We start from the raw sequence: 20,392 nt of genomic DNA, 5'->3' as shown, positions 1-20,392 counted from the left end.
ATGCACAACACTACGGCACCGTTGTACTGATACTGACGGTATCAAAAGTGGCGGTACTCAAAGCATTCGAGTTATGAGAGGTGACGGCCAGGCCTGCCAGGATCGAGCCACTCATGTTCAGCGTGATGCTTGACCCGCTGATTGCCGTCCAGCTGTTGCCATCGCTAGAGGTGTACGCGGTGTAGGTCGTGCCAGAGCGGGCCACCTTCAGGTAGGCTGGCACTGTGCCTGCCACAGCAACAAGCTGTTGAGCACCAGCGCCCTGAGCTGTCCGGTACTGCACATTGATGCCGTGGTTCGGTGTCACTATAACCAGGTAGTATGCCGAGCCAGGATCGCTGCTCTGCCGCAGCATGACACCTGCTTTGGCCCAGTCATTGGTAACGGTCTGCGAGAGGACATGCGCGCTCGCGCTGCCATCAGCCGCCAGCGATTGCCACACGAAGTGGAACTGATCTGACCCGCTCCAGATATCGTTGCCACCTCCCTGGATCGTCCAGGTGCCTCCACTCAGCGATTGGCTCCCCGCAAGGGCTGGATGGCCGATATCCGCGCAGCTCCAGTTTGTGGGGCAGCTAGATGGCGGTGTTGTCGTGCTGATACTGACGGTATCAAAAGTGGCGGTACTCAAAGCATTCGAGTTATGAGAGGTGACGGCCAGGCCTGCCAGGATCGAGCCGCTCATGTTCAGCGTGATGCTTGACCCGCTGATTGCCGTCCAGCTGTTGCCATCGCTAGAGGTGTACGCGGTGTAGGTCGTGCCAGAGCGGGCCGCCTTCAGGTAGGCTGGCACTGTACCTGCCACAGCAACAAGCTGTTGAGCACCAGCGCCCTGAGCCGTCCGGTACTGCACATTGATGCCGTGATTCGGTGTCATTGCAACCAGGTAGTATGCCGAGCCAGGATTGCTGCTCTGCCGCAGCATGACACCTGCTTTGGCCCAGTCACTGGTAACGGTCTGCGAGAGGACATGCGCGCTCGCGCTGCCATCAGCCGCCAGCGATTGCCACACGAAGTGGAACTGATCTGACCCGCTCCAGATATCGTTGCCGGCTCCCTGGATCGTCCAGGTGCCTCCACTCAGCGATTGGCTCCCCGCAAGGGCTGGCTGGCCGATATCCGCGCAGCTCCAGTTCGTGGGGCAGCTAGATGGTGGTGTTGTCGTACTGATACTGACGGTATCAAAAGTGGCGGTACTCAAAGCATTCGAGTTATGAGAGGTGACGGCCAGGCCTGCCAGGATCGAGCCGCTCATGTTCAGCGTGATGCTCGACCCGCTGATTGCCGTCCAGCTGTTGCCATCGCTAGAGGTGTACGCGGTGTAGGTCGTGCCAGAGCGGGCCGCCTTCAGGTAGGCTGGCACTGTACCTGCCACAGCAACAAGCTGTTGAGCACCAGCGCCCTGAGCCGTCCGGTACTGCACATTGATGCCGTGGTTCGGTGTCACTATAACCAGGTAGTATGCCGAGCCAGGATCGCTGCTCTGCCGCAGCATGACACCTGCTTTGGCCCAGTCACTGGTGACGGTCTGCGAGAGGACATGCGCGCTCGCGCTGCCATCAGCCGCCAGCGATTGCCACACGAAGTGGAACTGATCTGACCCGCTCCAGATATCGTTGCCACCTCCCTGGATCGTCCAGGTGCCTCCACTCAGCGATTGGCTTCCCGCAAGGGCTGGCTGGCCGATATCTGCACAGCTCCAGTTCGTGGGGCAGCTAGTAGGTGGTGGTGTAGAAAGTAGGCTATAGATATTCAGGGTGCTGTGGGTTCCCACAAAGACTTCGCCATTGGCAATGGTTGGCACGCTGAATTTCGTGTAGCTGGGCAGCCCATCACGGCTGCTGTTCTGGCTCGTGTTGTAGAGTTCCTTTGCTAGATTAGTGGCATCGTAGGCGTAGAGAACGGCATTGGGTCCAATCGTCCACGCTATGCCCGAGCTTGCTGTGTTCCCGTTACTGGAGATAGCGACATCGCCGCCGGGGTAGTTGAAGCTTTCGGGTGACTGTGAGGACGCCGAGGTCGAGAGCAGCCCGTTGTTTAGCCGGAACGCCTTCACGTGATCGTGTATTCCCACAAGGTACACGAACTCTCCAGCCGGGCTATTCCAGTACGATGGTGACCCAAAGACACCACCACTAGCCGTATTCGGGGGCAGCTCCTGCACAATCTTATCGATATCGGTTCGGTTTTTTTCAGAGGTACCGCAGTTCAAGTTCGGGTCCGGAGTGTACTGGCCCAGGTTAGCCTGGCTAACCACATAGACGCGTCCCTCCTTGCCAGCTCCCACCATCTCATTCGAGGTTGGCAGCAACACAGGTCCACCGGAGCCCAGGTCGATATCCCCCGCGCTCAGACATGACTGGTTGAACGGAGTGAAATAGTCTACTTTCTTGAGACCACCAAGCGTGCTCAGCTTAATGAAACTATCACCCAGATCAACTCCACCGGTATTGACATCGAAGGTCCCGTTACCGGTCATGACATAGATATTGCCGCTGCTGTCGGCGGCTATGCCCTGCCCTGACTGCCATATTGCCCCCCCCTTGCCATTGAGGGTGTCATTGTAGATCGTCACCTGCTGGTATGTCGAGGCGCTGTAGCCCATGAGCCAGCCGTGGTAATGTGCAATATCGTTGTCACAGTGTGAGCCCCAACCGATATATACGACTCCATTGAGCAAGAGCAGACCAGGTCGATTCATCTGTATGACAGAATTGAAGGTAACCGTGCCCGTGCTTCCCTGGACGGACGCCTGGATCAGCGTCGGGCTGCCGGGCTTGTCATTGCCCGTGGTTAGATCGATGGCGTGGAGTCGGTAGGTGTTCACCCCATTTTCAAGGGTATTGGCGACGACATAGAGCGTGTTCGTCGAGGGATCGATCACCGGGGTACCGGTGATGCCGTATTCTGGATTGATGTCACCGCAACCCACATTGCTACTGGAGACTGTGGTGACCGCTGGCGGATTGATGAAGCTGCGATGCCAGAGAAAGGTCGATATGGGTGTGGAACTGATCTGATCAGCATCAAAGGCATAGAGGCTATCATGCTCGGTCGCCACGAAGACCACGTTGTGGACCGTCCCTGCGATGTTCACATTCGGGAGGTAGAGCGGCTGAGCATACACCTGTCCATCGACTGTATACTCAATTCGCTTGCCAAACTGGTTCTGATTGACGTTGCTGGTATTGAGAATCGTTTCATTGCGATTCTGCCCCGTGCGTAAAATGTCATTTTTGTAGGTTGTCACCGCTGTGTTGGCTGGGGCCGCATACGCTATGCTCCCTTGCTTCAGCTTAGTTGTCACAAAGGTTCCAGCACCGACAGAGAGCAACAGGGCAATGATGATAAACGAAATGATGAGGGACTGTGCCTTCCCTCTTTTGCCAGTTGAAGATGGAGGGGGTGAACCAGGGGTCTTGCTAACCGGGGGGGGCGTCAGAGCGTGCATATTGTATCTCCTTGTTTACAGCAATTTACCGGTAGTTTGTAGACTCGGGAAATGCCGTATCCTCGCTCATTTTCAGATGGCCGATGACACCTGGCTCTATAAGGTCAGAGGCAACACAGACGGCTGTCCTCAATCGAGCAAAATTCCCAAATCAACAAACTATCGCTACAGTAGTGAGCAGAAACATTGAGCCAAGAATGGGCAGAAGCAAGATGCCTGAATGCTAATATGGACCCGTTTTCGCCTAAGAAACTTTGCATCACTGTTTTTTCTAAGAGAGTGTCGGAACTGAGAAACCAGCCGATAGAAAAAAGGAAAGGAGATCATCAAGCAACCAGAAAGGATCAGTTGAGATGACCAATCAGCCGACCCGAAAGCCATACCCATCGGATTTGACCGATGCCCAGTGGAAAATCCTGGCCCCATTGATCCCAGAACCAGGAGCGTTCTCGCCCCGTGAGCCGATCGCACGACGAGAAATCGTCAATGGCATCTTCTACGTGCTGCGAACAGGCTGTTCGTGGAGACAGATACCTCATGATTTGCCCAACGGCAAAACCGTGTACCATTACTTCCGTCGCTGGAAACGGGACGGGACCTGGGAAAAGGCCATGACGACCCTGCGCAAGCGCGTACAAACCCAGATGAAGCGCGAGGAGGAACCTGGCGCGGCCATCATCGATAGCCAATCCATCAAAACCAGTCCGGTGCGAGGCAGCAAACGCGGCTTCGATGGCGAAAAAAAATCTTTTTCGACTCGCTTGACTTCTTTCCGTTCCCTGGCTTCGTAACTCCGACACACACTAATACTTAAAATACAAACCAACAAAATTACCTGAGAGAGACGACAAAAGAGGAATACCAATTGGAATGGATTATTGAAAGTATAAGATGTTATACGATCAATAAGATTATTGTAGGAGAAAGGGGGTTGCTTGTAAGTTGAGATGTGGTTAAAGGACGATTATGAATTTAAAATTCGAGTTAAGGAAATATAAAGTATTAATAGATTTACTGATGATCATACTTTGATATATGGATGACCTCCTGATAAGGGGTTGATAACAGCAATCAAAGAGAACATGGTGGCTGGTATCACCTTACGTAGCACTGGGCCGTCAACTTTGGTGATCCAAGCCCATCAGCAAGGCAACGAAAAAATGCGTATCCGCTCTGAAGGCCTTTCTTTGGCGAGATGCTGTGCTCTGCAATTTCTGAATCACGAAACTTGATGGAGAACTAGTTTTGCTGTCAAATGAGTTGTGGGTTTTCAAGAAGTCAGGCTAGAAGCAGGTTGGGGCATGGGGCGGAGGAGGTGGGATTCGAACCCACGAAGGCTATTCACCTTACACGATTTCCAGTCGTGCTCACTAGACCACTATGAGACTCCTCCAGGAAAGCGGAGAGAGAGGGATTCGAACCCTCGAGGGCTGTTAACCCTACCGCTTTTCGAGAGCGGCACATTCGACCACTCTGACATCTCTCCGCGGACTACTATAACACATCTCTGTGGATGTGGCAAGAACTAAATTGCTCAAAATTTGAGTTTTCTGGCTCTCTCCCTCAAAATTCGACGTACTTTCTTCTGCGGGCTGTGTGTATGTATAATAAGCTGGATTTTTATGATATAGATGCAGGATACCTGTGAGGGAGGATGGCTTGATGTCCGAGACTGTTCATGAACAACTACAGCTGTCACTATATATGGCGGAGCATGCGTCGTACGCTTCATTAGATATCGTTGATCAGGTCTATCCGCATTGGGTAATTAGTTATGTGGTGTGCGGAGATGTCATTACTAGCTGCTGTGGTGAATCCTGGAGAGCTCGGGCTGGCGATGTGATGATACATCCTCCTCAACTCCCGTTTTCCGAGCAGGCCGCGGGTCCAGGGACGCACCAGTGGTTGCTGCTCGATGCCGTGACGTCTCGCCATATTGATCTTTTTCGCCTCTATCCAGTTTCGCCGGTGATTTCACTGAGGGCTACTACCTCCTTTTCTGCTGTCTTTGGGCGCTTGCTTACTTGCTGGACCGATATAAGCCTTCCTTTTCGTCATATCCAGATTTCGGCCTATACTTTACAACTGTGTAGTATAGTTTTAGAGGCCTGGCAGCAACAGGGAAGCCCTCCACGTCCTGCTGCCTTGCTCACGCCAAGCGATCGTTTTACGGATGTTATTGGCTACATGTCACAGCATCTAGAGCAAAAATTGACTCGCGATGACCTGGCGGCTCTGGTCTACTTACACCCTGGTTATTTTGATCGTGCTTTTAGAAGTATCTACGGCGTTTCTCCAATGCAGATGCTGCGCGACCTTCGTTTGCAGCAGGCGCAGCGCCTGTTGGAGACAACTAACCTATCATTGCATGCCATCGCCCTGCAATGCGGCCTGGGTGATGCAGGTTACTTTAGTCGTGTTTTTCGCCAATATTATGGCCAACCTCCTGGCAATTATCGGGAAAGTGCAAAAAGTGCAAAGGAGAGTTATATGCGTCCATTGTAGGTGGCAAGAGATATTATGTACACTGTCATCATGCTATTGCTGGTGTCGCGGTTTCTGAACCAGCCATGGCTAGTTATTTATTCATACAGAGTATTTTTGTAAGGAGGCATTGGTATGGTTACGGCAGAGCAGCAACGACAGTTTGATGAACAGGGTTTCTTTCTTTTGCCCAACTTTTTTGCGGCCGATGAGATTGATGCGCTGTGTGGGCGCATCGATCGTTTTGCAGCCACTCATGAGCAGCAAATGCTGGAGCATGGTAGAGAAGGCATCAGTCGGCCTAAAGAGATTTCGTTTACGGCCCATCTGGCGGCTCAGGATCCGGAGATTATGAAGTTTGTGGCCCAGGAGAAGTTTGCTCAGATTACCTTTGACCTGTTGCACGACGACGTTTCACTGTACTGGGATCAGTCGGTCTACAAAAAGCCAGAGGCTAAGCGAGATTTTCCCTGGCACCAGGATACAGGTTATACGCTAACCGATCCAGCTGTATATATAACTTGCTGGTTGGCATTGGATGATGTGACTCTAGAGAATGGTTGTGTCTGGGTTATTCCTGGCAGCCATAAGCAGGGAGTAATTGAACACACCGATACCGACATTGGCAAACAGTGCTATTTTGGAGACGACCCTGGTGTTCCGGTGCCACTACAAAAAGGTGGCATGGTCGTCTTTAATTCGCTGCTCTTTCATCGCAGTGGACCCAACGTCAGCTCTACTGTGCGCAAAGGCTATGTGATCCAGTATTCAGTGGCACATGCCCGTCATGGCGTGACCGGTGAGCCATTTAATCGAGTGGTAGTCGCACGTGGTGGCCAGCCGACGCTGGTCTGATGTGAGTAGAGAGGAGGGTGCGTATCGACCGCCTTCCTCTCCTAATGTTATTGCTCGCTTAGATCGGTGGATACATCTACGCTGTCAATAGAGGCGAAAAGCCCGAACATTTCGCTGATCGGGGAGAAACTGCGGCGATGGTGCGGTGTTACTCCATAGGTATGTAGTGCGGCCACGTGAGCGGCGGTCCCATAGCCTTTATGCTGATCAAAGCCATAATGGGGATATTCTTTATGCAGCTCTACCATCAGGCGATCGCGGGTAACTTTGGCAATAATTGAGGCGGCCGCGATAGAGAGGCTGCGGGCATCACCTTTGATAATCGAGCGTTGGGGCAGCGCTACTTTGGGTAAATAAATGGCATCGAGCAGGAGGGCATCTGGGGTTGGCGAGAGTTGTTGCAGTGCCAGCTCCATGGCATATTTGGTGGCCTGTAAAATATTGCGCGTATCGATGACAGCGACTGAAACAACACCGACGCCGACCGCCAGCGCGTGCTGCATAATGTGATCGTAAAAACGATCACGTGCGGCTGCTGAGAGCTGTTTGGAATCATTGATACCCGCAAAAAGTTCCAGGGTATTGTCTGAGAGAGGTAAAATAACAGCTCCCGCAACGACCGGACCTGCCAGGCAACCTCTGCCAGCCTCATCGAGTCCGGCTATAAAGGAATGGCCCCGTTCAAACAGGGCCATTTCCTCCTCAAGTGTAGGACTTTGTTTCTTACGCGTTTGCATCATTCTTGGCGGCTTCTTTAGCTGCAACCTGCTTGGCACTCAATGGACGAATCTCTTTCAAGCGAGCAGCTTTGCCAGTCAGGCCGCGCAGATAGTAGAGTTGTTTGCGGCGTACGCGCGCGTGACGAAGCACTTCAATCTTCTCAATACGAGGAGAGTTGACCAGGAATGTACGTTCGACACCAACACCGTTGGTAATACGACGTACGGTGAAATTACGATTGACGCTGCTACCGCGCAGGCGCATGACCACACCTTCAAACGGCTGTAAGCGTTCGCGGTTCCCCTCAACTACTTTAACTTGCAAGCGGACGGTATCGCCCGACTTCAGTTCAGGTACATCTTTCCGTAACTGAGCACTTTCGACAGCGGTAAGTAACGCCCGCCCTGCTGGCTTTGTTACGACTTGTTTGTCAGCCATCCCTAAGACCTCCTATGCGCCAGTGCTCGACATGAATTGCTGGGTGGCAGAGCATTGGGCGCTTTCATTTACTTTTCTGCGTTAATAGCATTGAGCTGTTTCATCAGGCGCGATTTGCGGCGTGCCGCATTATTCTTGTGGATGACACCTTTTTTGGCGGCTTTATCCAACTCGCTGACGGCCAGGCGTACGGCTTCTGCCGAATTAGCATCTTCGATGCTGATTGCCTGACGAGCTTTGGTAACCTGTGTTTTTACAATCGATTTTGTGCTGCGATTGAATGCACGGCGTCTCTGTTCCTGACGCATGCGCTTTTCTGCAGCTGCATTATTGGGCATGTAGAATCAATCCTCCCCGGAACATCTGCCCCTTCGCGCGGGCTTTCTCACTATAAAAATGCCGACATATCTGTCGGACTGAGTGCCCGTAGATTATAGCAGAAGTCTCTTTACAATGTCAAACGAGAGAGACACGTCGAGTGTCCGTCCTATTTTTGCAAGCGCGACCATCGTCGTCGTAGGTGCCGGGCTTGCCCCGGCTTGCCCCCGTGCCCGGCCGCGCTTCTCTTCGAGAGCCCGCGATGCGTGGGGCAACGGGGTCGCCTGGAGGCTCCAAGCGATCGCAAGGGTCCGCACCTACGAGTATGGTTAACGCAGCGCCTGTTCCAGGTCGCGTATGATGTCTTCGGCGTCCTCGATGCCGACCGAAAGGCGCAGCAGCGTGTCTGTGAGTCCGCGCGACTCGCGAATCTCTCGTGGGATCGAGCCATGGGTCATGCTGGCTGGATGGCAAATCAGTGACTCGACGCCGCCCAGGCTTTCGGCGAAGGTGATGACCTCTAAGCGCCGTACGACCTGATCGACATCCTTGAGCGTGCCCGTAAATTGGAACGAGACCATGCCTCCGAAGCCCTTCATCTGGCGTTTGGCCAGTTCATGATCGGGATGAGAGGGCAGGCCCGGATAGTATACTTTCTCAACACGTGGATGCTCTGAGAGGAAGCGGGCCACGGCATAGGCGTTCTCTTCATGCTGGCGCATGCGTACGGCCAGGGTTTTGATACCACGCAGAGTCAACCAGGAGTCGAAGGGACCCGGGACGCCGCCGGCCGCATTCTGATAGAATTTGACGGTTTCGTAGACCTCTTTATCCTTAAAAACAGCGGCCCCGCCAACAACGTCGCTATGGCCATTGATATATTTGGTGGTGCTGTGCAGCACGATATCCGCCCCCAGATCCAGCGGCTGCTGGAAGTATGGGCTGGAGAACGTATTGTCTACCACCACCAGGGTGTTGTGGCGGTGGGCAATTTTGGCGATCGCCTCAATATCTACCAGGCGCAACAGTGGATTCGTAGGGGTTTCCAACCAGATCAATTTCGTGTTCGGGCGAATGGCTTTTTCATAGTCCGCCGTTGAAGCGGCCGACACATAGCTGGTCTCGATCTGATAGCGCGATAAGATGCGCTCAAAGATACGATAGGTGCCACCATACAGGTCATCGCAAGAGACCATGTGATCGCCTGTTTTAAGCAGGCTCAATATTGCTTGTTCTGCAGCCAGGCCAGAGGCAAAGGCCAGGCCATACTCGCTATTTTCCAGCGCAGCGATACAGTCTTCCAGGGCGGTACGCGTAGGATTCCCAGAGCGCGAATATTCGTAACCCTTATGCCCACCCAGTCCATGCTGGGCATAGGTTGATGTTTGAAAAATCGGGGTCATAATTGCGCCTGTGGATGGATCTGGCTCTTGCCCCGCGTGAATTGCTTTTGTTGAAAACTTCATTGGTTTTACTCCCCAAACAGCCTCCCCGCATACATCGGATATGTGGGACCGCCGCATAATCTTGATCAACTATATCATCATAGCCCCGAAAGCACAATTGATGTAGGTAATATCTCACAGAACGTAAGGTCATACAGTTCTTCATTTGTGGATGGGCCTGAAGGCTAGCTATGTATACACCTGACAAATGATGTCACGTCAGGCATCTATAGATGATTACAACGATAAGCACATAAATATTCCTGCAACCCGCTTAGCAGGAGATTCGTCCTATTTATAGAAGATGTGTATATCGTTCCTATAATAATAAAGCTGCTCGTGAAATGCAGGGATTAAATATATGGATGCTCATAAATTACCTTCGGTAGAGCACAATAGAAGTCATCATCCTTCTATTACTAATCTGGTCGAGATACTGACCGATCAGCTTGTTATGCCCCCCTGTCCTGATCGAGTGGGAGTGTTGCTGGTGCATGGACTCAATGGGGGAAAGAGCGATATGGAGGAACTGGGCGAGTTGCTGCAGGCACAGGGATTGTGCACGGAGGTGATTTTGCTGCCCGGTCATGGTACTGATGTGCGGGATATGCTGCCGATTGGCTGGCCGGAATGGGCGCAGGCGGTACGTTCTGCGCTGCATGCGTTGCAGGAGCGCTGCGAACATGTCTTCTTGATTGGACATTCTCTGGGTGGCGCGCTCTGCCTGCATGTAGCCGCCTCCGAGCAGGTAACTGGCCTGGTGAGTATGTGCGCGCCGATCTCCATGTATCCAGGTATGTTGACCGCGGTACGTGTGATCAAGCGCTTTACGCCCTGGTTGCCTACTGTGCGCGAAGATGTACGCAATCGCCAGGCCCGGCGCAAATACACCAGGGGAGTTTATCGCCATACACCTATGGCACCGGTTGAAAGTATGCTACAATACTTACCGTTGTTACGGGCTGAGTTGCCCAATGTGACAGCGCCGATTCTCATTATGACGGCCATTCATGATCATGTTGTACCAGCACGTGATGGGAGAACCATTTACCGCTTGATTGGCTCGCAGGAAAAGCAACTGGTAACGTTTCACCGATCATACCATGTTATCATGAAGGATCACGATCGCGACGAGGTGTTTGCGCGCACACTGGCTTTTATTCAGCGGCATTTACCCGCTGAAGTGTGATTCCTCTTCCTTATAATTTGCTGGTATACCTGTATAGTATTTTGGAGCTAGAGACTACCTTGAAACCACATGTTAGTAATCCACCAACATCAGAGCCAGAGACTAAACAGAAACGAACATGGCAATCGACATTTATCTCCAGAGGCGGTGCCGCTCTTTTTCTTCTTATGTTGTGCGTGGTGCTCGCCATCAGTGGGCGGCAGATCTGGCGCGGCTGGCCAGCGACCAGTAGTACTCCCGGGTTGGAGGTATCCAGTGCCGCTGCTGCGCCAGTGCAGACTCCCAATGGTGATGGTCTCTCTTCGCTCCAGTTACCTGCGGGGCGCACGTTGCTCTATGAGCAAGCCGATCATATTTATACAATCGCTACCGGTGGAGGAGCCTCGCATGCCCTTCAGACACCTGGCTATATCTATAATCGAGCTGTTCCTGCCGTGGTGACCGCCCAGAAAGAGCTGCTTTACAGCGGTGATGGCATCTGGCGCATGAACCTGTCGGGAGGAGCCGCCACACAGATCGCTTCTCTGCCGTCCGACCAGGTGATCACATCGATGGTAGTTAGTTCTGATGGGAGTACGCTGGCCTGGAGTAGCGCGCCAAAAGATGGTAGCGGCACGATCTCACTGTACGCCGGCAAACTGGATCAGACCAGCCGGGTCTACCAACAGCCCGCCGATAAATGTCCTTGCTACCGGGCCTTTGCTTTCCCGAACAACGATACCCATACCCTCCTGCTTACCAATGATCGCGGCGACCACCGCAGGGCGCGCTATGGCCTCTGGAAGTTCAACCTTGGCCAGGGCACGTCGTCGCGGCCCCAGCCCTACTTGAGCGACGCCAACCAGCAGGGGCCGCTGGCGCTGGCACCGCAGGGCAACAACCTGCTCTACTCCACTTTCCAGGGCTACGTTCCGCTGCAAGAAGAGAATGCTCCCAATGATATTTCATCGCTGAGTTACGCGAATAGCCTGTCTGTAGCGTCTATTGATGGAGCGCAGGCGTGGCCTGGCAACGCTCAGACGATCCTGCCTGAGCAAGGTGATCTGGAAAATGCTGCTGCATATCGTTGGGTGTCAACTCCACAGTTCAGTCCCGATGCTCAGAAACTGACCTATACTGAGTTTTCTGTGAGCAGTCTGAAGCATTTTCCGCGTCAATATGCCCTGTATACGGTTGACCTGCATGGCGCTGGCGGGGCGAAACCACAGCTCCTGGCGACCTCGACGGCCCATTATGTGGAGACAGGGAGCTGGCTGGATGACCACACCATCACTTTCTATGCCGACAATGCGCTCTACGCTCTGGATATCCAGCAGCACAGTGTTGCGCGCATCACAGCCACCGGAGCGTATGCTGATATTATTGCGGCGATATAAGAGGCGATTGTGAAGCATATCTCGACAGGTTTGGGGGCCCTATTTGTTGTACTGATAGGGCTTTTTTGTTTCTGTTATCCTTTTGCGGTCATCGGGGTAGCTTTTGACGTCAGGCCACCTTTTTCCCTGGATTGGGCGGGCAGCTTTCTGCTCTTTTTAGAGGGCAGCATTTTGGTGCTGGCCGCCATGTTGTGCTATGGCTTTGTGCGCGCCTTATGTGCTGGAGCAGCTATCATTGTGCTTTCATACCTGGTTGAAACCCTGGGCGTCAATACAGGTTTTCCCTTTGGCGTCTATCACTACACGCCGGTTCTATTTCCTCGCCTGCCCGGTGGTGTTCCTCTGGCTGTGATGTTTGCCTGGATACTTATTGTTTTGGGTGGTTATGGCATTGTGAAACGCCGTCTACCTTCTAAACGTGACATAAATGTAGGGGGGGCATTGTCTGGCGCGATACTGGCGACGCTGTTGGATCTGGCGATTGAACCTGTAGCGGCTCATGTTGTGTTGTACTGGCAGTGGATGGCGCGAGGCCAAATGGACTACTATGGGGTGCCGTTGATGAATTTTGTGGCATGGTTTGTAGTCGCGTTCGTGCTTGTGGTCGTGATGGATGTGATATTGCAACCAGGGAGAAATGCTCTACAGTTTTCTCAAGACGAACGGGTGGTCTGGACGAATGTGCAGAAGATGGGAAAAGTTGAGCGACTGGCAATGCTGGTCCCCTGCATACTATTTAGCTGCAGCTTGCTTATGTTTGGCCTCATAGATCTTACCCATGGCTACTACTGGGGTACCGTCAGCTCCCTCTGCGCCGGCTTATTGATTATCCTCCTCTATCGCTTCCCCCTCGCGTTCCATCACACATAGGTTCGGACGAGCATGCTGGGAGCATGATCTTCTTGCCTCCGATTATGCGGGATAATATCTCCCTTTCCAGGTAGTGCCCGATTTGCGATAGTACCAGCGGATCGAGTTGAGTAAGATCAGGCATTCCAGCATGATCGATAGGGCATGGAGCAGGCTGAGCAGCAGGGCCCGGCCTCGGGCCTGTCGATTGAAGCGCAGGGCCAGCAACATGCGCATCACGATGGGCAGCAGCGTTGGCAGCAGAGCCAGGACGTTGAGAAGCGGGCTTGCCGCCAGCAGCAGGCTGGCGGCGAGAATAAACGGGGGCGCGACAAAGAGGAGCAGGTTGAGAAGCAGAGCGCCCAGGGCAAAGGGCAGCGAATAGTTATAAAAGGCAAACAGATTTTTTGAGAAGCCCGACCAGACCTCAGCCATTGAGTGATACATGTGGCACCGAATCAGCTCCATGGCATCAGCATAGGCCATGCGATAGCCAGCCGCCTTGATGGAGCGCGCCAGCAAGACATCTTCCAGAACGCATCCTTTGACTGAGGCGTGGCCGCCAATCGCCTGGTAGGCGCTACGCTGAAAGCAGAGCATCTGCCCATTTCCGGTCGCCAGGCTGGGCTCGCGGCGCAGGTATATCAAAGCTACTGGTAGCATGGTCATGATCGTAAAGTTGAGCAATGGAATGACCAATTGTTCGCCCAGGCCTCCCAGAATTTGTTGCGGCTGCGCCGTGAGCAACTGAACTTTGAGGCGTTGCATCTGCCCGATCACCGCCTTTACCATGTTCGGCTGATGGATGGTATCCGCGTCGGTAAAGAGGATATACTCGCCCTGTGCCTGTCGGGCCAGTTGATGGCAGGCAAAATTCTTGCCTATCCATCCCTGGGGAAGGGCGGTGCCCTGGAGCAGGCGCAGGCGGTTTGCCTGGTGGAGCGCGAGCCCGGCCATCAGGCGCTGCACAATCGCCGCCGTCTGATCGCTGCTCTGATCATCCAGTACAAGTATTTCGAGCTGCTGATACTGTTGCTTGAGCAACGAACGGATGCACGCCTCGATGTTAGCTTCCTCATTGCGCGCCGGAATCAGAACCGAGATCAGCGGTTCCTCGCCGTCCGCCGTGGTTTCCTGTGGAACACGCAGGCGCATAAATGTGCATAGATTGACCAGTAAGATGCTAAAGTTGATGAGTAAAATAAATAAGAGAATACCGACCAGACCTTGGATGGCGACAGACATAAATTGCTCTATAGGGGCCATGTTTACCTCTATTGGTGCTGTATTTGCTTGCGCAAGAGCATCGCGTCAAATACTCTATTGGTTGATGCGCGGCCGCGCAAGATCTGGGTAAACCCGCTATAGTTGCTATAAGTGACGTCTTTATGTAACTGATCCAGTTCGGCGGTAACTTTTTCTTGTAGACATGCGGTGTAGTGCTTTAAGAAGCCGCGCGTCTGCAGTTCCGTTTCGCCGATCATCAGCGGTTCGCCCATACTGATATAGAGGTCGGGTCTCTGCTCGGCCAGGTATTCAATGCGAATAGCTGTTGGATATATCAGTGCGGGGGCTGCCACCCTGGCGATATGGGCGGTTCCACTGAAAAAGGTGAGTGGCCGGTAGTCATTGGGGGAGATTTCGCCCTGCGGAAAGAGCCATACCATGCGTCCCCGTCGCTGTTTGAGCAGCTTGCCTGCATAGTTGATGGTTTGCATGGCTGAGCGCACATTGTGGCGGTCAACCGAGAAGCAGCCGATCCAACGGAAAAAGAAATAGCGTTTAAGCTGCGCTTCCTCCATCATCAAATAGCCGTCCAGGTGTAAGTGCCGCTCGACCAGTGCCGCCACATAGCCGTCCCACCAGCTGGAATGGTTGGCGCATATAATGATGGGGAACTGGCGCTGCTCTTCTGAGAGCGTATTGTGCATGCGAAAAAAGACCCGGTCAAAATGCCTGCGTAACGATGTATATATTAATAGCCAGACCAGTTTCTCGCCCAACGGAAACTTATGAGCAAGTATCATTTATGGCTGTCTCCTTACCCATCAAGGCTTGATGCTAACATCTTCTTTGAGAATATTATAGCGAGGTATGAGTATGTCTGTATATAAAAAGATCTTAATTGTTGGAGCGGGTATTGGAGGGTTGTCGGCCGCTATTCACCTGGCCGCTTAGGGGCACGCTGTTTCGCTGCTGGAACGCCAGCCACGCGTAGGCGGCAAACTGAACCTGATCGAGCAGGATGGCTTTAGTTTTGATACCGGTCCGTCGCTGATTACGATGCCCTATGTGCTGCGCGAGCTCTTTCAGACAGCTGGTTGTCGCCTTGAGGATTATCTGGATTTACTGCCCCTGGATGAGACTTGCCGCTATTTCTATCGCGATGGTGCCATTCTGCATGCCTGGCGCGATCAGCAGCGCTTTGCTCAGGAGATTGCCCGCTTCAGTCAACACGATAGCGAGGCCTTCTGGCGCTTCTTCAATGCCGCCCGCACGCTATTTGCGGCCTCGGCCGATCCTTTCCTCTACAACAGTCTGGGCAGTCCACTGGATGTGGTTCAGACCTTCCTACGCTTTGTCTGGCAGGGACATTCTGGCATGGCAACAGGGGGGCAGGTCTCCCTGCCCGGGCGTGTCAAGGCCGTGCTGACGGCGCTCTCTCCCACTACCTTAGACCAGCATATCAGCACCTTCTTTGAAGATGCCCATATTCGTCAGCTGTTTGATCGTTACGCTACCTACAATGGCTCTTCTCCTTATCATGTTGTCTCGGTGTATAGCATTATCCCCTATGTCGAGATGGCGGATGGCGGTTGGTATCCTCGTGGTGGCATCTATGCGCTGGCCCGGGCGCTGGAGAAGCTGACCAGGGAACTGGGTGTGCATATCGAGACCAGCTGCGAGGTGCGCCGTATCCTGGTTGAGCGCGGCAATGCCAGCGGTGTCGTGTTGAGCGATGGCCGCGTCCTGCGCAGCGATCTGGTGGTGGCGAATAGCGACGTGGTGACGACGTATCGCGAACTGCTCTCGCCGTCCGTGCGCCAGCCGCGCTATGCGCAGCGTTTAGAGCAGCTGGAACCATCCAGCTCCGGCTTTGTGCTGCTACTGGGCACGCGCAAGCAATATCCCGCGCTGTCCCACCATAATATCTTCTTCTCCGATGACTACCCGGCCGAGTTTGTCGACCTGTTTGAGCGCAAACTTCCCTTGCGCAACCCCACGATCTATGTCTGCGCCACCACGCAGACCGACGCCAGCCAGGCCCCGGCTGGGCATGAAAATCTGTTTATCCTGGTCAACGCCCCTTATTTGACCTCTCACTCTAACTGGCAGCGAGATGCACCTGCGTACCGCGACCTGGTCCTGGATGCGCTGGCCCGCTATCCCCAGGTTGATCTGAGCGACATCCGAGAGCACCTTGTTTATGAGCACATGCTGACGCCCGAGGATTTTCAGCGTAATTACGGAGCCAACGCAGGCTCTATCTATGGACTGTCCTCGAATGACCGTATGGCTCCCTTTACGCGGCCCGGCAACCGGGCCTCAGATATACAGGGACTCTATTTTGTAGGTGGCAGCACCCATCCCGGCGGTGGCGTTCCCCTGGTGATGCTGTCCGGTAAGATCGTCGCCCATCTGATCGCCGAAGACTATGGATAGCTAACAGTGTGCTTCAAGTTTTGGTTTGACCAAAGTATATACTTGTCTTTGGGTTCGTGTTAGAATGCTTGCACAACCGCTTGCTTAAAAAATGCAGGAAAAGATCTGGTAGATTATGGGCTATGTATAAGGTATGAGATAGAGAGGAGCCTCCTCATGGCGAATATTCCCGACAATGTAAAATGGTATCTGGCCGAACTGGTTGAAGAGATTAAGATTGAAGGTGAGAGCGAGAATGTGGTCCACAACAATCTCATTCTGATCCGCGCAGACTCACCTGAGGAGGCATATCGTAAAGCATTGGCCAAAGGTGAAGAGCTCAATGACGTCTATGAAAGTCCCGATGGCAAGCAGGTAAAGGTCACTTTTCGTGGTCTCAGCGACCTGAACGCTATCCTGGACGAGCTCGAAGACGGGGCTGAAATCGCCTACGAGGAGATGACTGGCGTCTCCGAAGACGAAATCGAGGAGATGCTGCCTGAAAAAGACCAACTGGGCGTCTTCCAGACCGACGAATCCGACACTCCCTATATCCTGGAAGAAGCCATGCGCATCATCCGCAACTCCGAACATAATCAATAATCTCATCCACCACATGGGGCATATGGCTAAATCAGCCAGTGGTTTATGAAAATTACGCGACCGGGTGACTTTTACACTCACCCGGTCGCGTTTTATGTGTACCTGCTATGAAAACCGTCTATTTACCGACCTCCAAGGAGCGTTACGATATATCCCCCGTGGGCTACAAGCACGATGCATGCCAGGATAAGGAATACCGTGGCTGGAAGCAGATCGGATAGAGGATCTTTGCCGCGGATGGCATGCGAGTAGAGGGCACCTATCATGACGATGCATAAGAGCAAGGTTGCAAGGACCGCTAACAGCGGAAACCAGAGACCAATCAGCAGGCCGATGCCCGCCAGCAACTCACACACGCCCGTCAGATAGCGGAACCAGCGGGGATAGCGGAAATGCTCAAAGCGTGCCGCAGAGGGTCCGATGTGCGTCCACTTGATCACGCCTTCGGGCGTGAAAAAGAGGCCAAGGATGATTTGTGCGATGAGACCAATTAGAAACATGCGCCGGCCTCTACTTCTGTGCTTTTCGGGCCAGATCTTTGGCTAGCGCCTCAATCGCGCGATCCATCGCGGTCAGTGGCTGTTCCAGAACACGACCGTGTCCTACTGCGAGTCGTGTCGGCTCCAGGGCCCGGAGCTTACGCGCGCTCTCCAGGCTGCTTGGTTTATGCCAGGTGGCCAGCGCAGGGAGAGGGAAGAGAGGCTGGAATTTGCCCGAGACGGCTACGCCTCCCAGTGTTTGAAAGGCGTCGCCCGCGATCAGCGTCTTATCGCGTGTATCAAGGAACGAGGCATGTCCGGGCGTATGCCCCGGAGTCGCGATCACACTGAGCGATCCCACATGGTCGCCTTCTTCGAGAACCTGCGAGGGGCGGGTTTTGCAGGGAGGCCAGCCCCCGCGCAGTTTATCCTGGGGCTCATCAGGATCCAGGCTCATATCGCCGGCCAGGAAACGTGCGCTGCGGCTGGTGATCAAAACTTTTGCCTCGGGTAACAGCTCATGGAGCTCGTCGAGCGCACCGACATGATCAACGTGGGCATGCGTGAGCAAAATACGGACAATGGGGTGACCAAGCTGTTGGGCCGCTTGAACGATCGGTTTCCCGCAGCCGCTCATGGCTGTGTCAACCAGTGTGAAACCATCCTCTTCACGAACCAGGTAGCAGTTTACGAAACCAAGATGACTGAGTTGAAATAAGTGCTCTCCATGCGATCTTACTTTCATAATGCACAAATCTCTTTCTCCTGCGATGCAGGGGGCATAATACGTGCAATTTTCTCGCTGAAACAATAACAAAGGGGGGTTCTTTATATTTTCAAACAAAATTATAGCAGAGCTTAGATAAACATACAAGCGGTGTTTATTTTCTTCTTCCATCTCAGAAAGTGTCTGAAGTCCATTACGATGGGAAGTAAAGCGCTCCCTTGCGGACGGGCGCATCCGCGCCCGAGCAGTTTTATGATGTCGTGCCAGACCTGCGCTTAGCGCAGGTCTGGCACGACATCATAAAACTGTTTTGAGCTCCGAAGGCGCGTAGCGCCAGGGGCCGAAGGCGCGACCCCTATGGCTTTCAGACGCACTCTCAGCCAGCGAGAATATAGAGGAAACGCTGGATGAGATGCATGCTCCGAGTGCCCGTCAGAGCGCCCTCGCAAGATATGGTGTTGGTTGGAGAATATACGACGGGGTAGAGGATCATTTCATAATTGGACATAGCGGAGGCATGGACGGAGTCAACACGCTGCTGAAGTTAGTGCCAGCGGCCGGGATAGCAGTGGCTATCTTGACCAATACCAATGGCAATAGAGATCTTGAGGAGCAGGTCGTAGCGGATATTCTGTCTGTTCTGCTGCCTACCTATGCGGAGAAACATGCCAGGGAGATAGAGCAACAGGAGCAGGAACAAACAGACAAGTCTGAAGCGGATTTCAAACCTGATGCCCACCTCCTGGGACAGTGGAATGGGCATGTACACACCTACGAAGGCGATATCCCGCTCACGCTCTGGTTCAAAGAGAGCGGCGATGTCCATGCCCCGCTTGGGACGCAATTAAAGACCCTGGTCAACAAGGCGCGATTCAAGGAGCAGTTCTTTGAAGGCATAATGATGGGAAACATTCATACATCAGATGCGAGCCGCTACCTTCATCATCTCTGCCTGGACCTCAAACAGCGTGACGAGATGCTCACCGGGGCGATAATTGTTATCCCCATCAGGGAGAGAACGCCTGGAAAACGTCTTGGAATGGCGCTCAGCTACTGGGTAGAGCTGAGAAAAGACCACTGATAAGATATGGTTGAAGGAGTAAGGGAGTCAAGCAGGGGGGTAAAGGGCATGGATAGGATCACCCTGTCTTTGTGCCGTGGTGATAGTAACGGTACATTGATAGGATCAATGTGACTCAGCCGGGTCACAGCGAGATTGCAAGCCCGACTCCCTATTTTTAGTGTAATTAAGAAAACAAGAAGCAGGCAGCATTAGAACTGTTTACTTCTTGTTTTCGTATTATTGCGGAAAAAGTGGCTTAAAAGAATATTCGGCCACGGCGTGAGCGAGGCATCAAAATGTAAGCCAGGATCATGCCGCCAATCAAGCCGCCGACGTGTGCCCAGATGGCGATACCTGAGCCCGGGGCAAAGCCGAAGATCAGGTTGAGCACCAGCCAGAATAACCACTGGCCGATGGCTCCGGTGCCAGCTGCTCCCAGCGCGCGCCGATTGAGCAGATAGAACATGCCAATGGCTCCGAAGATGCCAAAGATGGCGCCCGAGGCTCCGACCGCGACGGCATTGGGGTCCAGCACGAGGAAGGTAATACTGCCCAGCAGACCTGACACAAGGTAGATGACCAGGTAGCGCCACTTTCCATAGATGATCTCGACGCCTCGACCTACGAAGTAGAGCGAGAGCATATTCAGCGCAATATGGTAGATGCTGTAGGGATCATGCAGGAACATGGCGGTGAAGAGACGCCAGTATTGGCCGTTATTGATGATCAAAGGATTTGCCTGCGCGCCATAAT

18 protein-coding genes, 2 tRNA genes and 1 pseudogene are annotated in these 20,392 nt (G+C 53.3%); 9 read left to right on the top strand and 12 right to left on the bottom strand.

Going from position 1 to position 20,392, the window contains the following annotated elements; all coding sequences use genetic code 11:
* Window positions 1-10: 10 nt before the first annotated feature.
* Entirely contained in the window at window positions 11-3,451 is a 3,441-nt protein-coding gene (locus JMI88_RS28835; RefSeq protein WP_201365410.1) for a phage tail protein, read from the bottom strand.
* Between the two features lie 353 nt (window positions 3,452-3,804).
* Here JMI88_RS28835 and JMI88_RS28830 point away from each other — a divergent pair, with 353 nt between their 5' ends.
* A complete protein-coding gene (locus tag JMI88_RS28830) occupies window positions 3,805-4,242 on the top strand; it encodes a transposase (protein ID WP_201365409.1) in 438 nt (145 codons plus the stop codon).
* 516 nt (window positions 4,243-4,758) lie between these two features.
* Here the strand turns inward: JMI88_RS28830 and JMI88_RS28825 are convergent.
* Together JMI88_RS28825 and JMI88_RS28820 are read right to left on the bottom strand one after the other, a co-directional pair.
* Window positions 4,759-4,844 (bottom strand) — tRNA-Ser (locus JMI88_RS28825).
* A gap of 7 nt (window positions 4,845-4,851) precedes the next feature.
* Window positions 4,852-4,937: transfer RNA gene (locus tag JMI88_RS28820), tRNA-Ser, on the bottom strand.
* A gap of 176 nt (window positions 4,938-5,113) precedes the next feature.
* On the opposite strand from JMI88_RS28820, the gene JMI88_RS28815 reads away from it, so the two are divergent.
* On the top strand, window positions 5,114-5,956 hold the full coding sequence (locus tag JMI88_RS28815; RefSeq protein ID WP_201365408.1) for a helix-turn-helix domain-containing protein: 843 nt from the start codon (window positions 5,114-5,116) through the stop codon (window positions 5,954-5,956).
* 114 nt (window positions 5,957-6,070) lie between these two features.
* Entirely contained in the window at window positions 6,071-6,790 is a 720-nt protein-coding gene (locus tag JMI88_RS28810; RefSeq protein ID WP_201365407.1) for a phytanoyl-CoA dioxygenase family protein, read from the top strand.
* A 47-nt stretch (window positions 6,791-6,837) separates the two neighbouring features.
* Here the strand turns inward: JMI88_RS28810 and rnhB are convergent, their stop codons facing one another.
* From rnhB to JMI88_RS28790, 4 genes are all read right to left on the bottom strand, one after another.
* Window positions 6,838-7,527 (bottom strand): ribonuclease HII, encoded by a 690-nt coding sequence (gene rnhB, locus JMI88_RS28805; RefSeq protein WP_201365531.1) that lies wholly within the window; start codon window positions 7,525-7,527, stop codon window positions 6,838-6,840.
* Window positions 7,514-7,948, bottom strand: coding sequence for a 50S ribosomal protein L19 (rplS, locus tag JMI88_RS28800; RefSeq protein ID WP_201365406.1), 435 nt, complete (start codon window positions 7,946-7,948; stop codon window positions 7,514-7,516). The genes rnhB and rplS overlap by 14 nt, the downstream gene beginning before the upstream one ends.
* A 68-nt stretch (window positions 7,949-8,016) precedes the next feature.
* Window positions 8,017-8,286, bottom strand: a complete 270-nt coding sequence (gene rpsT, locus JMI88_RS28795; RefSeq protein WP_201365405.1) for a 30S ribosomal protein S20 — start codon at window positions 8,284-8,286, stop codon at window positions 8,017-8,019.
* 309 nt (window positions 8,287-8,595) lie between these two features.
* Window positions 8,596-9,732, bottom strand: coding sequence for a cystathionine gamma-synthase (locus JMI88_RS28790; protein WP_201365404.1), 1,137 nt, complete (start codon window positions 9,730-9,732; stop codon window positions 8,596-8,598).
* A gap of 340 nt (window positions 9,733-10,072) precedes the next feature.
* Here JMI88_RS28790 and JMI88_RS28785 point away from each other — a divergent pair, with 340 nt between their 5' ends.
* Genes JMI88_RS28785 through JMI88_RS28775 form a run of 3 tightly spaced genes read left to right on the top strand, consistent with a single transcriptional unit; the run spans window position 10,073 to window position 13,146 of the window.
* Window positions 10,073-10,900 (top strand): alpha/beta hydrolase, encoded by an 828-nt coding sequence (locus JMI88_RS28785; RefSeq protein WP_201365403.1) that lies wholly within the window; start codon window positions 10,073-10,075, stop codon window positions 10,898-10,900.
* Between the two features lie 59 nt (window positions 10,901-10,959).
* Window positions 10,960-12,276 (top strand): TolB-like translocation protein, encoded by a 1,317-nt coding sequence (locus tag JMI88_RS28780; protein WP_201365402.1) that lies wholly within the window; start codon window positions 10,960-10,962, stop codon window positions 12,274-12,276.
* A gap of 9 nt (window positions 12,277-12,285) precedes the next feature.
* Window positions 12,286-13,146, top strand: coding sequence for a carotenoid biosynthesis protein (locus JMI88_RS28775; RefSeq protein WP_201365401.1), 861 nt, complete (start codon window positions 12,286-12,288; stop codon window positions 13,144-13,146).
* 42 nt (window positions 13,147-13,188) lie between these two features.
* Here the strand turns inward: JMI88_RS28775 and JMI88_RS28770 are convergent, their stop codons facing one another.
* Both JMI88_RS28770 and JMI88_RS28765 read right to left on the bottom strand, forming a co-directional pair.
* A complete protein-coding gene (locus JMI88_RS28770; RefSeq protein WP_201365400.1) occupies window positions 13,189-14,370 on the bottom strand; it encodes a glycosyltransferase family 2 protein in 1,182 nt (393 codons plus the stop codon).
* A 29-nt stretch (window positions 14,371-14,399) separates the two neighbouring features.
* On the bottom strand, window positions 14,400-15,152 hold the full coding sequence (locus tag JMI88_RS28765; protein WP_201365399.1) for a lysophospholipid acyltransferase family protein: 753 nt from the start codon (window positions 15,150-15,152) through the stop codon (window positions 14,400-14,402).
* A gap of 163 nt (window positions 15,153-15,315) precedes the next feature.
* On the opposite strand from JMI88_RS28765, the pseudogene JMI88_RS28760 reads away from it, so the two are divergent.
* Together JMI88_RS28760 and JMI88_RS28755 are read left to right on the top strand one after the other, a co-directional pair.
* A pseudogene (locus JMI88_RS28760) lies at window positions 15,316-16,788 on the top strand (phytoene desaturase family protein); the annotation flags it as partial.
* 156 nt (window positions 16,789-16,944) lie between these two features.
* On the top strand, window positions 16,945-17,370 hold the full coding sequence (locus tag JMI88_RS28755; protein ID WP_201365398.1) for a DUF4288 domain-containing protein: 426 nt from the start codon (window positions 16,945-16,947) through the stop codon (window positions 17,368-17,370).
* A gap of 122 nt (window positions 17,371-17,492) precedes the next feature.
* On the opposite strand, the gene JMI88_RS28750 is transcribed toward JMI88_RS28755, so the two are convergent.
* Together JMI88_RS28750 and JMI88_RS28745 are read right to left on the bottom strand one after the other, a co-directional pair.
* Window positions 17,493-17,870 carry a DoxX family protein gene (locus tag JMI88_RS28750; protein WP_201365397.1) on the bottom strand — a complete coding sequence of 126 codons (378 nt, stop codon included), beginning with the start codon at window positions 17,868-17,870 and terminating at the stop codon, window positions 17,493-17,495.
* Between the two features lie 10 nt (window positions 17,871-17,880).
* Window positions 17,881-18,594 (bottom strand): MBL fold metallo-hydrolase, encoded by a 714-nt coding sequence (locus JMI88_RS28745; RefSeq protein WP_201365396.1) that lies wholly within the window; start codon window positions 18,592-18,594, stop codon window positions 17,881-17,883.
* A gap of 373 nt (window positions 18,595-18,967) precedes the next feature.
* Between JMI88_RS28745 and JMI88_RS28740 the strand changes: the two genes are divergently transcribed.
* Complete coding sequence (locus tag JMI88_RS28740) at window positions 18,968-19,657, top strand: serine hydrolase (protein WP_373323986.1); 690 nt, start codon at window positions 18,968-18,970, stop codon at window positions 19,655-19,657.
* Window positions 19,658-19,895: 238 nt separating this feature from the next.
* On the opposite strand, the gene JMI88_RS28735 is transcribed toward JMI88_RS28740, so the two are convergent.
* A partial coding sequence (locus JMI88_RS28735; RefSeq protein WP_201365394.1) for a rhomboid family intramembrane serine protease occupies window positions 19,896-20,392 on the bottom strand: 497 nt, incomplete at its 5' end.

It is taken from the genome of Dictyobacter formicarum (assembly GCF_016587435.1).
The sequence above is the reverse complement of the archived record's forward strand: the minus strand, read 5'-3'. Positions and strand labels throughout refer to the sequence as shown.